General features: G+C 67.5%; 12 protein-coding genes. 7 read left to right on the top strand and 5 right to left on the bottom strand.

From position 1 onward, the window contains the following. Positions 1–116: 116 nt before the first annotated feature. From EYE42_RS12935 to EYE42_RS12950, 4 genes are read left to right on the top strand one after another with little or no spacing between them, the layout of a single operon-like run. Positions 117–1,331, top strand: a complete 1,215-nt coding sequence (locus tag EYE42_RS12935) for an MFS transporter (protein WP_130991739.1) — start codon at positions 117–119, stop codon at positions 1,329–1,331. A 12-nt stretch (positions 1,332–1,343) separates the two neighbouring features. Beyond that, positions 1,344–3,770: a nitrite reductase large subunit NirB gene (gene nirB / locus EYE42_RS12940; protein ID WP_130991740.1), complete on the top strand. Its 2,427-nt coding sequence runs from the start codon at positions 1,344–1,346 to the stop codon at positions 3,768–3,770. Beyond that, positions 3,767–4,102: a nitrite reductase small subunit NirD gene (gene nirD / locus EYE42_RS12945; RefSeq protein WP_130991741.1), complete on the top strand. Its 336-nt coding sequence runs from the start codon at positions 3,767–3,769 to the stop codon at positions 4,100–4,102. The genes nirB and nirD overlap by 4 nt, the downstream gene beginning before the upstream one ends. A 17-nt stretch (positions 4,103–4,119) precedes the next feature. After that, positions 4,120–6,774 (top strand): nitrate reductase, encoded by a 2,655-nt coding sequence (locus EYE42_RS12950; RefSeq protein ID WP_130991784.1) that lies wholly within the window; start codon positions 4,120–4,122, stop codon positions 6,772–6,774. Between the two features lie 71 nt (positions 6,775–6,845). Here the strand turns inward: EYE42_RS12950 and EYE42_RS12955 are convergent, their stop codons facing one another. The 4 genes from EYE42_RS12955 to EYE42_RS12970 form a co-directional block, all read right to left on the bottom strand. Further along, on the bottom strand, positions 6,846–7,418 hold the full coding sequence (locus tag EYE42_RS12955) for a DUF2076 domain-containing protein (RefSeq protein WP_130991742.1): 573 nt from the start codon (positions 7,416–7,418) through the stop codon (positions 6,846–6,848). Between the two features lie 338 nt (positions 7,419–7,756). After that, on the bottom strand, positions 7,757–9,199 hold the full coding sequence (locus EYE42_RS12960) for an aldehyde dehydrogenase family protein (RefSeq protein ID WP_211657945.1): 1,443 nt from the start codon (positions 9,197–9,199) through the stop codon (positions 7,757–7,759). Next, on the bottom strand, positions 9,199–9,996 hold the full coding sequence (locus EYE42_RS12965) for an SDR family NAD(P)-dependent oxidoreductase (protein ID WP_130991743.1): 798 nt from the start codon (positions 9,994–9,996) through the stop codon (positions 9,199–9,201). Before EYE42_RS12965 ends, EYE42_RS12960 begins: the two co-directional genes overlap by 1 nt. Before the next feature lie 86 nt (positions 9,997–10,082). Next, entirely contained in the window at positions 10,083–11,030 is a 948-nt protein-coding gene (locus tag EYE42_RS12970) for a LysR family transcriptional regulator (RefSeq protein ID WP_130991744.1), read from the bottom strand. A 120-nt stretch (positions 11,031–11,150) separates the two neighbouring features. Between EYE42_RS12970 and EYE42_RS12975 the strand changes: the two genes are divergently transcribed. Continuing rightward, a complete protein-coding gene (locus EYE42_RS12975; protein ID WP_130991745.1) occupies positions 11,151–12,098 on the top strand; it encodes a glutathione S-transferase family protein in 948 nt (315 codons plus the stop codon). Between the two features lie 24 nt (positions 12,099–12,122). Then, positions 12,123–12,533: an ester cyclase gene (locus EYE42_RS12980; RefSeq protein ID WP_130991746.1), complete on the top strand. Its 411-nt coding sequence runs from the start codon at positions 12,123–12,125 to the stop codon at positions 12,531–12,533. Positions 12,534–12,552: 19 nt separating this feature from the next. Here the strand turns inward: EYE42_RS12980 and EYE42_RS12985 are convergent, their stop codons facing one another. Next, positions 12,553–14,043: a fumarate hydratase gene (locus EYE42_RS12985; RefSeq protein ID WP_130991747.1), complete on the bottom strand. Its 1,491-nt coding sequence runs from the start codon at positions 14,041–14,043 to the stop codon at positions 12,553–12,555. A gap of 208 nt (positions 14,044–14,251) precedes the next feature. Here EYE42_RS12985 and EYE42_RS12990 point away from each other — a divergent pair, with 208 nt between their 5' ends. Further along, positions 14,252–15,445, top strand: a complete 1,194-nt coding sequence (locus EYE42_RS12990) for an ABC transporter substrate-binding protein (RefSeq protein ID WP_130991748.1) — start codon at positions 14,252–14,254, stop codon at positions 15,443–15,445. Positions 15,446–15,449: the final 4 nt, after the last annotated feature.

Here is a 15,449-nt window from a genome sequence, read left to right on the forward strand (position 1 = left end):
GCTCGCAACGATGCGGCATTTTCCGAAAGCGTGACGGCCTGGCGCCGGTCTATCGGGCGACCGCTGCTGCACGCTTTCCGACAGCCCCTGATTTCAGCCTGCCATCGGAGCCATCCATGTCCGCACCATCCCCCGCCGCCTCCGGCGACGCGCATCGCGCCCTGACCCTGTCCACCGCAGCCTTTACCGTCTGCTTTGCGGTCTGGACGATCTTTTCCATCATCGGCATCCAGATCAAGCAGCAGCTTGGCCTGTCCGACACCCAGTTCGGCCTGCTGGTCGGGATGCCCATCCTGACCGGATCGCTGGTGCGGGTGGTTCTGGGCGTCGCCACCGACCGCATCGGCGGACGGGCCGTCTATACGCTGACGATGCTGGCCGCCGCGGCGGCGACCTTTCTTCTGTCCTGGGCCACGACCTATCAGCAGATGCTGTTGGCCGCGCTGGGCGTGGGCATCGCGGGCGGTTCCTTTGCCGTGGGCGTGGCCTATGTCTCGCGCTTCTTCGACGGGACGCGGCAGGGCACGGCGCTGGGCATCTTTGGCGTCGGAAATGTCGGTGCGGCGCTGACCAAGTTCGTGGCGCCCTTTGTGATGATCGCGTTCGGCTGGCAGGCCACCGCGCAGATCTGGGCGGGGGTGCTGGTCTTGACCGCCCTGGCGTTCTGGGCCTTGTCCAAGGACGATCCCGTCACCGCCGCCCGCCGGGGCGACCGCACGCCCCTGCGCAGTTTGCGTGCCGAATTCGCGCCCCTGCAGAACCTGAGGGTGTGGCGCTTTTCGGCGTATTATTTCTTCAGCTTCGGGGCCTTTGTCGCGCTGGCGCTGTGGCTGCCCCATTACCTGATCGGGGTTTATGGCCTTGACGTGAAGACCGCCGGCATGATCGGCGCGGCCTATTCGATCCCGGCCTCGATTTTCCGGGCCTATGGCGGCGTGCTGTCGGACCGGATCGGCGCGCGGGCCGTGATGTATGCGACATTTCTGGTGTCGCTGGCTGCCACGGGCATCCTTGCGCTGCTGCCCGGCCTGCCGGTCTGGGCCTTTCTGGCCGTCATCTTTGTTCTGGGCTTCTTCATGAGCCTGGGCAAGGCCGCCGTCTATAAGCATATCCCCACCTATTACCCGCAGAACGTCGGCGCGGTGGGCGGTCTGGTCGGCATGATCGGCGGCCTGGGCGGGTTCGCCCTGCCGCTGCTGTTCGGCTGGCTGAAGGACGGGACCGGCGCCTGGGCCAGTTGCTTCTGGGTGCTGTTTGCCCTGGTCGCGGCCTGCACGCTGTGGATGCACCTGTCGATCCGCCAGACCCGGACCACCCTGCAAGCCGCCTGAAAGGACCGCGCCATGAAAAGGAAACTTGTCGTCATCGGCTCGGGCATGGCATCAGGCCGGTTGCTGGAACATCTGTTCGACGCCGCCCCCGACGCCTGGGACGTGACCCTGTTCAATGCCGAGCCGCGGGGCAACTACAACCGCCTGATGCTGTCGCCGGTGCTGTCGGGCGAAAAGACCTATGACCAGATCGTCACCCATGACGATGCCTGGTATGCCGCCCGTGGCGTTGATTGCCGGTTCGGCGAACCGGTGGTCGGGATCGACCGGGCGAACCGGGTGGTGCATTCCAACCGCTCCAGTGCGCGCTATGACGCTCTGGTGATCGCCACCGGGTCCGCGCCCTTCATCATCCCCGTGCCGGGCAAGGATCTGCCGGGCGTCGTCGCCTATCGCGATCTGGAAGACACCCGGGCGATGATGGACACCGCGGGCAAGGACGCCGTGGTGATCGGCGGCGGCCTGCTGGGGCTGGAGGCCGCGGCGGGCATGGCCGCGCGCGGCGCCCGCGTGACCGTCGTCCACCTGATGGGCCACCTGATGGAACGCCAACTGGATCCGGCCGCCGGTTATCTGCTGCAACGCGACCTGGAACGGCGCGGCATCACCGTGCATTGCAAGGGCGCCACAAAGGCGATCCTAGGCACCGACCGGGCCGAGGCCGTGCTGCTGGAGGACGGGACCGTCTATCCCGCCGATCTGGTCTGCATGGCCGTGGGCATCCGCCCCGAAACCCGGCTGGCCGTGGACGCGCATCTGGAGGTCGAACGCGGCATCGTCGTGGACGACGCGCTGCGCACCAGCGATCCGCATATCTTCGCGCTTGGCGAATGCGTCGAACATCGCGGCCAGGTGTTCGGCCTTGTCGCGCCGCTTTATGACCAGGCCAAGGTGCTGGCAAAGACGCTGATGGATCAGGATGCGGTCTTTGCCCCGGTCCAGACCGCCACCAAGCTCAAGGTGACGGGCTGCGACCTGTTCAGCGCGGGCGATTTCGCCGAGGCGCCGGGACGCGAGGACATCGTGTTCCGCGATCCGGGGCGCGGCATCTACAAGCGGCTGGTGCTGGAAAACGACCGCATCGTCGGCGTGGTCATGTATGGCGATACCGCCGATGGGGCCTGGTTCTATGGCCTGATGAAGGACGGAGCCGACATTGGCCCGATGCGCGACACCCTGATCTTTGGCCCGGCCTTCCAGGGGGGGGCCGCCGCGGACCCTATGGCGGCCGTTGCAGCCTTGCCGCCTGAGGCGGAGATCTGCGGGTGCAACGGCGTTTCCAAGGGCACCATCCTGAACGCGGCGGCGGGCGGGGCCTGCACGCTGGAGGCGATGCGGTCCTGCACCAAGGCATCGGCATCCTGCGGCACCTGCACCGGACTGGTCCAGCAGGTCATGGCCCTGGCCCTGGGGGGCGAGGTTCAGGACGCCCCCGCCGGCATGTGCAAGTGCACCGACCACAGCCACGAGGACGTGCGCCGCCTGATCCGGTCGATGGGGCTGAAGTCGATCCCCGCCGTGATGCAGGATCTGGGCTGGAAGACCGTGGGCGGCTGCCATTCCTGCCGTCCGGCGCTGAATTACTACCTGCTGGCGGAATGGCCGCTGGACTATCGCGACGACCGCCAGTCGCGGTTCGTCAACGAACGCAACCATGCCAACATCCAGAAGGACGGCACCTATTCGGTCGTCCCGCGCATGTGGGGCGGTGTCACCACCCCCTCGGAACTGCGCGCCATCGCCGACGCGGCCGAGAAATACGACGTGCCGATGGTCAAGGTCACGGGCGGCCAGCGCATCGACCTGCTGGGGGTGCGCAAGGAAGACCTGCCGCACATGTGGGCCGACCTGAACGCCGCCGGTCTGGTCAGCGGCCACGCCTATTCCAAGGGGCTGCGCACGGTCAAGACCTGCGTGGGCAGCCAGTTCTGCCGGTTCGGCACGCAGGATTCCACCGGCCTGGGGATCCGGCTGGAACAGGTTCTGTGGGGGTCGTGGACGCCGCACAAGGTCAAGCTGGGCGTGTCGGGCTGCCCCCGCAACTGCGCCGAGGCGACGTGCAAGGACGTGGGCATCGTTTGCGTCGATTCGGGGTATCAGATCAGCGTCGCCGGTGCCGCCGGGATGGAGGTCAAGGAAACCGAGCCGCTTGCCACCGCCGCCACCGAGGACGAGACGGTCGCCATCGTTACCGCCTTTGTCCAGCTTTACCGCGAAGGCGCGCGATACCTGCACCGGCCCTACAAATGGGTGGCGCGCGTGGGCCTGGACTGGATCAAGGCGCAGATCGACGACCCCGCGACCCGCGCCGCGCTGATCGAGCGGTTCGAGATCAGCCAGTCGGTCTATCGCCGCGACCCCTGGGCCGACCTGTCCACCCCTGCCGAGGTGCCCCGCTGGGCGCCCCTTGCAGACCTGACGCTGGAGGCCGCGGAATGACCCTTTTCGTTGACATCGGCTCGCTGGACGACATCCCCCGGCAGGGCGCGCGCGTGGTCAAGACCGCGCAGGGCTGCGTGGCGGTGTTCCGCACCGCCGACGACCAGGTTTTCGCATTGGAGGATCGTTGCCCCCACAGGGGCGGCCCTTTGTCCGAAGGCATCGTCCACGGCACATCCGTCACCTGCCCGCTGCACAACTGGGTCTTTGACCTGAATTCCGGCCAGGCGCAGGGCGCGGACAAGGGCGGCGTGCTGACCTATGCCATGCAGGTCCGTCAGGGCCGCATCCTGATCGACGCGGGCCTGATCCGCCGCAGCGCCGCCGCGTAAGGAAACCCATCGTGAACATGCAAAGCCCGCGTCCCGCCGTCCGCACCACCTGCCCTTATTGCGGGGTCGGTTGCGGCATCCTGGCCACGCCCGACGGGGCAGGCGGCCTGACCGTGACCGGCGATCCTGAACATCCGGCCAATTTCGGTCGCCTATGCGTCAAAGGCAGCGCCTTGGGGGAAACGGTAGGGCTGAAGGGCCGGCTGCTGGCCCCCCGCATCGGCGGGCACGAGGCGACATGGGATCACGCTCTGGATCTGGTGGCGCGTCGGTTTTGTGACACCATCGCCGCCCATGGGCCGGACTCGGTGGCGATGTATGTTTCGGGCCAGTTGCTGACCGAGGATTATTATGCCGCCAACAAGCTGATGAAGGGATTCATCGGCAGCGCGAACATCGACACGAATTCGCGGCTGTGCATGGCATCCAGCGTGGCGGGCCACAAGCGCGCCTTCGGATCGGACACCGTGCCCGGCCTTTACGAAGATCTGGAACAGGCCGATTGCGTGGTCCTGGTCGGATCGAACCTCGCCTGGTGCCACCCCGTGCTGTATCAACGTCTGGCGGCGGCCCGCGATGCGCGGGGCACCAGGGTCGTGGTCGTCGATCCCCGCCGCACCGCCACCTGCGACATCGCCGACCTGCACCTGCCGCTGGCGCCCGGATCGGATGCCGTCCTTTTCAACCTGCTGCTGGCCGAAATCGAGCGGCGCGGCCTGGTATCCGAGAAGCCCGAGGGTCTGGACGAGGCGCTTGCCGCCGCCCGCGCCACCCTGCCGGGCGCGACCGGCCTGCCGCACAGCGCCCTGCGCCAGTTCGTGGACCTGTGGTGCGACAGCGATCGGATCGTCACCGTCTATTCGCAAGGCGTCAACCAGTCCGACAGCGGCACCGACAAGGTGAACGCAATCCTGAACTGCCATCTGGCGACCGGCCGTATCGGCCGCCCCGGCATGGGGCCGTTCAGCGTTACCGGCCAGCCCAACGCCATGGGCGGGCGCGAGGTCGGCGGGATGGCCACCATGCTGGCCTGTCATCTGGATATCGAAAACCCCGTCCATCGGGGGGCCGTGCAGGATTTCTGGCAGGCGCCGCGCATGGCGGCAAAGCCGGGGCTGAAGGCCGTCGACATGTTCCGCGCCGTCGAGGACGGCCGGATCAAGGCGTTGTGGATCATCTGCACCAACCCCGCCGTGTCGATGCCCGAGGCGGATCGCGTCGCCCGCGCCCTTGCAGGCTGCGATTTCGTGGTGGTGTCGGACATGATCGCCCGGACCGACACCACGCGGCTGGCGCATGTGCTGCTGCCCGCGACGGGTTGGGGCGAAAAGGACGGCACCGTCACCAACTCCGAACGCCGTATCAGCCGCCAGCGCCGCGTCCTTGCGCCAGCCGGTCAGGCCCGCGACGACTGGCGCATTATCGCCGGCGTGGCCGCGCGCATGGGTTGGGGCGATGCCTTCGCCTGGGACGGCCCGGCGCAGGTCTTTGCCGAACATGCGGCGCTGTCGGGGGTGGCGGGGGCGCTTGGCAGCGACTTCGACATCTCAGGCCGGGCCGGGATCACGGCAACGGACTACGATCTGCTGGAGCCGTTCCTGTGGCCGCAATCCGCCGCCCGCCAGGGCGGGCGCTTTTTTGGCGACGGGCGGTTCCATACCCCCTCGGGCAGGGCACGGATGGTCGCGGTGGCCCCACGCCCGCCACAGCCCACCAGCGACGGCCATCCGTTCCGCCTGAATACCGGCCGGGTGCGGGACCAGTGGCACACCATGACCCGCACCGGTCTGGCGCCACGCCTGTCGCGCCATCTGGCCGAACCGTTTCTGGAACTGCATCCCGCCGATGCCGCGCGGCTGGGTCTGGCACCCGCGGCCCTTGCCGAGGTTTCAAATCCCCATGGCCGCGCCATCCTGCGGGTGCTGGTGACGGACCGGGTGGCGCCCGGCCATCCCTTTGCCCCGATCCACTGGACCGACGAGACGGCCTCGTGCGGCCGCGTCGATGTGCTGGTGCCGGGGGCTGTCGATCCCCATTCGGGTCAGCCTGCGTTGAAATCGGCTACGGTCGCCATCCGGCCTTTCCCGGCGGACTGGTACGGCTTTGCGATCTCGACACGCCAGATCAGCCCCGACTGCGCTTACTGGGCGCGTGCCGTCCTGCCATCGGGTCAACAGGCCGAACTGGCCGGGCAGGGAGAGCCGCAGGACTGGTCCGAGACCGCTCGAACCTGGTTGGGCATGGCCGGAGAGCCGCTGGTTTTCCGCGATCCGCGCCAAGGCCTGGTGCGGATGGCGTTTGTGCAGGAAGGACGCCTTCAGGCCGCACTGTTCGTGGCGCCGGGGCCCGTGGCGCTGTCGCGCGGCCATCTTGCCGCATCCCTTGGCGCCGACTGCGGGGGCGAGATTCTGGCCGGCCGGCCTGGTGCCGACCGGATGGACGCGGGGGCGGTGGTCTGCGCCTGTTTCGGCATCGGGGTGAACACGATCCGGCACGGCATCGCCACGCAGAACCTGATGACGGTCGAGGCCATCGGCCGGGCGCTTGGGGCGGGAACGAATTGCGGATCGTGCAAGCCTGAACTGAAGGGCCTGCTTTGCGCCGTCGCAGGACAGCCACAGCCGGATGATCCCTCATCCGGGAAACGCGCACTCATGGAATCGCGCGGATAGGATTGCGGGCTGCGAAAACGGACGCCTGACGGCAAGGCAGCATCCGCAGCGGGGCGGATGCTGCCGTTTCCTCATTCCTCGCCGCCGCCATCGTCGAAGCCGCCGTCGTCATAGGCTGCCTCGTCGGCCATGGGTTCGTCGGCCAGGGGTTCGGCCGCAGCGGCGTCGCCGGCAAACATGCCGCCAATTGCGTTGCCCAGCAGGACACCGCCGGCGACGCCCATCGCGGTCTGGGCCGCGCCGGCCAGGAAGCCGCCTCCGGCCGGGCGCCCACTGCTCCACGGACCCGCGCCTTGCGCAGTGGCACCACGGCCCTGCGGGGCCTGGCCATGGGGCGCGGACTGTGGACGATAAGGCGTCCCAGGCCGCGCGGCCTGGGACGCGTTGCCCCCGAACAGCCGCCCGAACATTCCGCCCCCCTGCTGGGGCTGGTTCTGCAGATGGTCGATCTGCTGCTGCGCGGCGTTCAAGGCCTGTTCCTGCATGATGACGGTCTGGGCCAGATAATAGGCCGCACCGGGATTGCGTGCCATCTGATCCGCGATCAGGCGCTCGGCCTCGGGGTCGCGATGGGGCTGGGCGGCGGCCGCCTGATCCAGTTTGCTGAACAGCCCCTCGATGGCCTGCCGGTCGTTGTGGTCCATGGTTGTCCTTTCCTCCTGCGATCGCCTGCGCCAAGCCTCAAGGTTCGACGCAAGGGATCATGCGGATGGACAACGCGCCCGCGAGGGCCGGTTGCAGTCAAATCTCGACATCGTGATGTGTAGCCGGGAGGCGGCGCAGGTCATCCCACAAAATGCGGATCGTCCTTTCGATGCAACGATCCGGCCGGTTCCGGCGGTGGTTCCGCCGGGAACCGCAGGCGCGATGTCGTTTCGGCGTTGGCGATGATCCCCGCGACCCCGCCGCCCCTGGCGATGCCGGTGGCGGGAACCCACCGGGGTGGCACATATCCCGCCGCCCGCAATCGCCTGCCGGGCCTTCAGCCCGGCTCGGCCACCTTGACCGTCACGGTCTTGACGTGACCATAGTGATGCAGCGCCTCGATGCCCTTTTCGCGGCCATAGCCGCTGTGCTTGTGGCCGCCGAACGGCGTCTGGACCGACATGGTGTTCCAGACATTGACGAAGATCTGCCCGGCCTCGATCCGGTCGGCCACCCGCAGCGCGCGGCTGATGTCGCGGGTCCACAGCGTGCCGATCAGGCCATAGTCGCTGTCGTTGGCAATGGCGATCGCCTCGGCCTCGGTGTCGAAGGGGATGACCACGCCGACCGGGCCGAAGATTTCCTGCCGGGCAATGCGCATGTCGTTCGACACGTCGGCATAGAGCGTCGGAGCGATGAAATGGCCGTCGGGATGCCCTTCGACCCGGGCCACGCAGCCTCCGGCGACAAGGCGTGCGCCATCCTCGCGCGCGACGTCGAAAAAGCCCTGGACGCGGCGGAATTGCGGCGCGGTGATGATCGGACCCAGGCTTTCGCCCGGCACCAGGGCTTCGACCGCGGCCCGTGCGGCGTCCAGAAACCGGTCATAGATGCCGCGCTGCACCAGAATCCGCGTGCCCGCCGAACAGACCTGCCCCGCATTCAGCGTGAAGCCCTTGACCGATTCGCGCGCCGCCAGATCCAGATCGGCGTCGTCGAACACGATGTTGGCCGATTTCCCGCCCAGTTCCAGCGTCAGGGGGATGATGCGTTCCGCCGCGATGCGGCCGATGGCCTGACCCACGCCGACCGACCCGGTAAAGGCCACCTTGCGCACGCCGGGATGACGCACGATCGCCTCGCCTACGGTGGCGCCGGTGCCCAGAACCACGTTGATCACGCCGTCGGGCAGGCCGGCCTCGGAGGCCAGTTCGGCCATGGCGATGGTCGTCTGCGATGTCACCTCGGAAGGCTTGGCCACGACCACGTTGCCTGCGGTCAGCGCCGGCGCGATGGCGCGGGCGGCCTGGTTCAGCGGCAGGTTCCAGGGTGTGATGACGCCCACGACGCCAAAGGGCTCGCGCCGGGTAAAGACATGCTGGTCCGGCGCCACGTCCAGCACATCGCCCGCCGGCAGATAGACAAGGCTGCCATAGAATTCGAAATAGGCGGCGCTGCCCTCGATTTCGGCCAGGGCAGTCGCCATGGGCTTGCCGGTATCGGCCCGTTCCAGCGCGGCCAGATGGTCGCGGTTGGCGCGCAGCGCGGCGGCGATGGCCATCATCACCCGCCCGCGTTCGGCCGCCGGATAGCGTCGCCAGTCGTCGGCGGCGGCCTGCGCCGCCGCGACCGCGCGATCCACATCCGCCGCCGTTCCCGCAGCCACATGGCCCGCCACCCGTCCCGATGAGGGATTCACGGCCTCGATATAGTCGTTGGACGAGGGAACGGACCTGCCGCCGATCCAGTGATCCAGCCGATACATGCCTGCATCCTCCATCAGCGCACCTTCAGCGTGATGCCGCCATCCAGAACCAGCTCGATCCCGGTGATGAAACGCGATTCATCCGACGCCAGGAACACCGCCGCATGGGCCACGTCCCATCCGTCGCCCATATGGCCCAGCGGCACAAGCGCGTCGCGTGCCGCCACCATCGCCTCGGTCGAGCCATAGACCCCGGTCACGTTGCCCTTGTGGATCAGCGGCGTGTTCATCAGTCCCGGCAGGATGGTGTTGCAGCGGATGCCCTTGGGGGCATAGTTCAGCGCGATGTCGCGGGTAAAGGCGTTCACCGCGCCCTTCGAGGCCGAATAGCTGATGCAGCTATAGCCGAGGCTGTGGGTCGAGGCGATCGAACTGATGTTGATGATCGAGCCCTTGCCCTGCGCGGTCATGATCGGCAGCACCTCGCGGCAGGTCAGATACAGGCTCTTGACGTTGATCGCCATCAGCCTGTCCCATTGCTCTTCGGTCAGGTCTTCGGGACCGCCCGGGTCGATGATGCCGACGTTGTTGTGCAGCACGTCGATGCGGCCAAAGGCCTCCATCGCGCGGGCGACGCTGGCCTTGACCGCATCGGCTTGTGATACGTCGCACACATCGGCCTCGACCGTGCCGCCTTCGCTGCGGATGATCTCGGCGGTTTCCTCGGCGGCCTCGCGGTTGATGTCCAACGCAAAGACGCGGGCACCTTCACGCGCGAACTGCACGGCGGCGGCCTTGCCGTTGCCCCAGCCCGGCCCGACCGAGCCGGCCCCGGTCACGAAGACCACCTTGTCCTTCAAACGATCGCCCATGCGCATCCTCCCGTTAGGGGGCCAATCTGGGGCGGGTCGGGGGCCGGGGGGAAATATCTTTCCGGTCTTGTGATTAGAGGCAGGGGCTATAGCGGCGCCCCGGCGACGGACTGCGCCTTCCAGATACCGCGGCGCACCAGATCGCCGATCACGTCGATGGTGATGCGCTCGGCCTCGGCACTGGCGCGGCTCATGGGTTTGGCCGGATTGCGCACCAGATAGACGGGGCGCGCCATGCGGGGGGCCGTAATGGGCGCCATCACCAGTTCGCCCCGCTCGACAAAGTCGATGGCGGCGGCCGGGGCCAGGATCGTATAGCCGCTGCCCCGCGACACCATGGTCTTGATCTGGGGCAGGGCGTCCATCTCGGTCGCGACGGTCAGGGTGATGCCCTGGCTGCGCGTATAGCGGTCGATCATGGTGCGCAATCCGTGATGGCGGGACGGCAGGACCATCTCGACCGGGGCGAGATCGGCCAGGCGGACGGGGCTGCCGGGTGGGCTGGCAAAGGGCCAGGCGTCCGGGGCGGCAAAGAAATACAGCTCTTCGGTCATCAGCAGGGTATGGGTCAGGTGCCGCACCGCGCTGATGTCGTAAAGGATGCCCAGGTCGATCGACTGATCCTCGAGCCAGGTCTGGATGAAGCCGCTCATCGCCTCGACCGCGCGCAGGCGGACCTTGGGCAGTTCGATCCGCACGGTTTCGGCCAGGGGGACCGACAGGACCATCGACACCGAACTGGGCAGGCCGAAGCTGACCTCGCCCACGGCGTCGCCGCCGGACTGGCGCACGGCGTCGATGGCGGTTTCCATCGCGCGGGCGATCTGCTGGGCATGGGACAGAAGCAGTTGGCCCGATTGCGTCAGCGACACCCCCCGGGGCGAGCGTTCCAGAAGCTGCACGCCCAGCTCGCGCTCGAGCGAGATGACGTGCTGGGACAGCGACGGCTGGGCAACCGACACGCGTTGCGCGGCGGCAGACAGCGATCCTTCCTCGGCAATGGCGATGAAATAGCGGAGCTGCTTGATGTCCATCCCGGCCCCCGCCGCGTCAGAGGTTTTCCCTATCGGACCCCCAGAAAAACGCTCTGACAAGGGGCAGCCTGCTGCTGCTAGGCTTTTCGGATATCATCGCAGTTCGGGGAGAAACGCAAGATGACGATGCCGATCCTGCATCACTACGACCTGTCGCCGTTTTCCGAAAAGATTCGTCTGGCGATGGGGTTGAAGGATCTGGACTGGGGATCGGTCAAGGTGGAGGCGGTGCCGCCGCGCCCGGCGTTGAACGCGCTGACGGGCGGTTATCGCCGGGTGCCGGTGCTTCAGATCGGGGCCGACATCTTTTGCGACACCGCGGTCATCTTCGACGTGCTTGAACGGTTGCGGCCCGAGCCCACGCTGTATCCGCAAGGGGCCGGGCTGGCCAAGGGCCTGTCCCTGTGGTGGGACCGCGCGACCTGGATCCCCGCCATCGGCGTGCTGGTCGATCATATCGGAGAGCATCTGCCCCAAGCCTTTCTGGACGACCGACGCGAACACTATCTGGGCATCGACATCTCGAAGCCCGCCATGGCGCCGATGCTGGCGGCCCATGTCCAGCAGATGACCGCCATGGCCGACTGGCTGGATTCGATGCTGGGGCAGGGGCATGACTTCCTGACCGGCGACCGGGTCAGCGCCGCCGACCTGACCTGCCACCATTCGCTGTGGCTTCTGCGCGCCAATGCGGGGGCCGAGGTGATCGACGCGCAACTGCGGCTGTCGCCGCGCGTGACCGGCTGGATGGGCCGCGTGGCCGCCCTGGGCCACGGCCGCCCGACCCCGATAACCCCCGATGAGGCCCTGGCCGCGGCCCGCGATGCCCGTCCCGACCCCGCGCTGCTGCCGACGGGCGACGATCCCAGCGGCCTGACGATCGGCGATCTCGTTTCGGTCACGCCCGACGACAACGCCCGCGTTCCGGTGACCGGCCGCCTGGCTGGTGCCGACGCGCAAGAGATCGTTCTGGCAGTTGCCGGCGAGACGGGCGATCTGCATGTGCATTTCCCCCGCGCGGGCTTTCAGGCCCTGCCCGCCCGCGACCAGGGCCGCGATGCCGCCTGACCTTATCATCCGACAGGACATTCCATGAGCATCGAAACCAACAAGCAACTGGCACAGGATTACTTCAAGGCCTTCGCCACCAAGGACGAGGCCTGGCTGCGCGCCCATGTCAGCCCCGGCTATGTCCGCCGCGACACGACATTGCCCTTCGAGGTCAAGGGCCCCGAGGGTGTCCTGCAACTGGGAGACGTTCTGCTGGGGGCGTTCTCGGACATTGCGCTGGACATCAGGGATGTCGTGGCCGAGGGGGACAAGGTCCTGATCCGGCTTGACTTCAGCGGCACGCACAGTGGTCCTTTCGGGGACCATCAGGCGACCGGCAAAAGGTTCTCGGTGATGGTGCTGGACCTGTTCCGGTTCGCGGACGGCCAGATCGCCGAACAGTGGCCCGCCATCGACAATCTGGGCCTGCAACGGCAGATCGGCATGATCTGACGGACCGCATGCGGCGCGATCAGCGCCGCCAGGCCTTCGGGCCGATCTCGTGGATGGACCTGCCCTGTGTATCGACGGCCAGCATGACCGGCATGTCCTCGACCCGAAGGCGATAGATCGCCTCCATCCCCAGGTCGGTCCAGGCGACCGGCTCGGCCTCGCGGATGGCCTGGGCGACCAGATAGGCCGCGCCGCCCACCGCGATCATGTAGACCGCGCCGTGCTCTGCGATGGCGCGCAGCGCCTCGGGGCCGCGTTCCGCCTTGCCGATCATCACCTTCAGCCCGGTGTCGCGCAGCACCCGGTCGGTGAAGCGGTCCATCCGTGTCGATGTGGTGGGACCGGCGGGGCCGATGACCTCGTTGCGGACCGGATCGACGGGGCCGACGTAATAGATCGCGCGACCGCGCAGATCGACGGGCAGCGCCTCGCCCCGGTCCAGCACCTCGACCATGCGCTTGTGGGCGGCATCCCGGCCCGTATACAGGGTTCCCGACAGCAGCAGCCGGTCGCCCGGTTGCAGGCTGTCCAGCAGATCCTGGTCCAGCGCATCCAGGTCGATCCGCCGCGCCTGGGCGGCCGCGGTTTTCAACGTGATGTCCGGCCACAGCGACAGGTCGGGCGGCGCGAACGCCGCGGGCCCCGACCCGTCCAGCGTGAAATGGACATGACGCGTGGCGGCGCAGTTGGGGATCAGCGCCACGGGCAGGGACGCGGCATGGGTCGGAAAGTGCCGGATCTTGACGTCAAGCACGCTGGTCAGGCCGCCCAGACCCTGCGCGCCGATGCCCAGCGCGTTTACCCGGTCGCAGATTTCCAGCCGCAAGGCGTCCGCCGCGTCGCGCGGACCGCGCGCACGCAGGTCGTCGATGTCGATGGGGTCGTTCAGGGCCTCCTTGGCCATGGCCATGGCGCGGTCCACGCTGCCGCCGATGCCGATCCCCAGCATCCCGGGCGGGCACCAGCCCGCACCCATGCCGCGCACCTGTTCCACCACCCAATCCGCGACCGAGGCCGAGGGGTTCAGGACCGCGAAACGTGTCTTGTTTTCCGAACCCCCACCCTTGGCCGAGACCGTGATGTCCACCCGGTCCCCCGCCACCATCCGTGTCAGGATCATCGCGGGCGTGTTGTCGCCGGTGTTCTTGCGCGTGTCAAAGGGGTCGCGCACGACCGACGCGCGCAGCGGATTGGTGTCCAGCAGATAGGCGCGCCGCACCGCGTCATCGACGATTTCCTGCAAGGGGCGCTGCCAGTCCAGCCGTGCCTGCACGCCGATATCTACAAAGACGTTGGCCACCCCCGTGTCCTGGCAGATCGGCCGCTGGCCCAGGGCGCACATACGCGAATTCACCAGAATCTGAGCGATGGCGTCACGGGCGGCGGGGCTTTCCTCGCGCGCGTGGGCGGCGGCCATCGCCGCCACGAAGTCGGGCGGATGATAGCAGGCGATGAATTGCAGCGCCTCGGCGATGCTGTCGATGACATGGCTTTCGGTGATCGGCTTCATCGGTGGCCTTCTCCTGTGCTGGCGCCGACTGTGCCACGGGACGGGCGGCGGGCCTAGCCGAGGGGCTAAAGGCAAAACCTATCGCCTCTAGCGCGCCTTGCTATTTTCGTGGCCGTCGTCCGCAGGGTAGCCTTGTCGCAAGGGAGAGCGGTGTCGGGCGGTCGCGAGGAGGCGCCCGGCACCAAGACCCATCATCGGGGAGGATATCATGAAGACATTTCTGACCACGGTCGCTGCGGCGGCCCTGATTTCGTCTGCCGCCATGGCGCAGCAGGACGGGCCGGTGCGCATTCTGGCGCTGGACGACCTGACGGGAATGTATTCCGGCAATGGCGGCCCGAACACCGTGCGCGCCATTGAGATGGCCGTTGCCGATTTCGGCGGCGAGGTGCTGGGCCGCCCCATCGAGGTCCTGTCGGCCGATCACCAGAACAAGCCCGACGTGGGCTCGGCGCTGGCGCAGCGATTCATCGACGAACAGGGCGTGTCGATGATCGCGCTGGGTGGGTCCAGCGCGGTCGGACTGGCCGCACAGGGCCGCGCGGGCGAAGCTAAGGTCATCACCATCAGTTCCGGCGGCTATGCCCCGAATTTCTCGGGCGACCAGTGCACGCCCTATTCCATCCACTGGGCACCGACCACACGCGAACTGGCCCGTGGCGTCGCCGGCGCGGTTGTCGAACAGGGGGGCGACACCTGGTACCTGCTGACAGCCGACTATGTCTTCGGTCATGCCTTGGCCAAGGATGCGACCCAGGCGGTCGAGGAGGCTGGCGGCCAGGTCGTGGGCGAAACGGTCCATCCGCTGAACACGAACGACATGGCTTCGGCGCTGCTGTCCGCGCAGGGCTCGGGCGCCAAGGTCTTTGGCATGGCCAACGCCGGGACCGATCTGGAAACCACCATCAAGCAGGCCGCCCAGATGGGCCTGTCGGGCAATCTGGCCGCGATGCTGGTTTTCGACAACAACGTGCAGGCCCTGGGGTTGGAGGCCGCGCAGGGCATCCGCACGACCACCTCGTTCTATTGGGACCACAACGATGCCAGCCGCGAATTCGGCAACCGGATCATGGAGATGAATGGCGGCCAGGTGCCCACGATGGGCCATGCGGGGGCCTATGCCTCGACGCTGCATTATCTTCAGGCGGTGGAATCGGCCGGCACCTCCGATCCCGATGCGGTCATCGCCGCGATGAAGTCGAACCCGATCACCAGCGGCATCTTCGAGAATGCAAGCATTCAGGAAAACGGTCGGGTGGTCATGGACATGCTTCTGGTCGAGGTGAACTCTCCCGATGAATCGACCGGTCCCGCCGATCTCTACGAGGTGATCGCGACAATTCCGGGCAAGGATCTGTTCCTGCCGGCCGCCGACAGCGGCTGCCCGCTGACCGCGAACTGAGAGC

The sequence above is a fragment of the Paracoccus subflavus genome, assembly GCF_004310345.1.
Taxonomy (GTDB): Bacteria; Pseudomonadota; Alphaproteobacteria; order Rhodobacterales; family Rhodobacteraceae; genus Paracoccus; species Paracoccus subflavus.

Bases quoted from the DNA above. Each gene is read 5' to 3' on its own strand.
- EYE42_RS12965 (WP_130991743.1), bottom strand. From the start codon at position 9,996: ATGGGCGATCGTTTGAAGGACAAGGTGGTCTTCGTGACCGGGGCCGGC.
- EYE42_RS12935 (WP_130991739.1), top strand. From the start codon at position 117: ATGTCCGCACCATCCCCCGCCGCCTCCGGCGACGCGCATCGCGCCCTG.
- EYE42_RS12960 (WP_211657945.1), bottom strand. From the start codon at position 9,199: ATGGAGGATGCAGGCATGTATCGGCTGGATCACTGGATCGGCGGCAGG.
- EYE42_RS12980 (WP_130991746.1), top strand. From the start codon at position 12,123: ATGAGCATCGAAACCAACAAGCAACTGGCACAGGATTACTTCAAGGCC.
- EYE42_RS12985 (WP_130991747.1), bottom strand. From the start codon at position 14,043: ATGAAGCCGATCACCGAAAGCCATGTCATCGACAGCATCGCCGAGGCG.
- EYE42_RS12955 (WP_130991742.1), bottom strand. From the start codon at position 7,418: ATGGACCACAACGACCGGCAGGCCATCGAGGGGCTGTTCAGCAAACTG.
- EYE42_RS12990 (WP_130991748.1), top strand. From the start codon at position 14,252: ATGAAGACATTTCTGACCACGGTCGCTGCGGCGGCCCTGATTTCGTCT.
- EYE42_RS12950 (WP_130991784.1), top strand. From the start codon at position 4,120: ATGCAAAGCCCGCGTCCCGCCGTCCGCACCACCTGCCCTTATTGCGGG.
- nirD (WP_130991741.1), top strand. From the start codon at position 3,767: ATGACCCTTTTCGTTGACATCGGCTCGCTGGACGACATCCCCCGGCAG.
- EYE42_RS12970 (WP_130991744.1), bottom strand. From the start codon at position 11,030: ATGGACATCAAGCAGCTCCGCTATTTCATCGCCATTGCCGAGGAAGGA.
- EYE42_RS12975 (WP_130991745.1), top strand. From the start codon at position 11,151: ATGACGATGCCGATCCTGCATCACTACGACCTGTCGCCGTTTTCCGAA.
- nirB (WP_130991740.1), top strand. From the start codon at position 1,344: ATGAAAAGGAAACTTGTCGTCATCGGCTCGGGCATGGCATCAGGCCGG.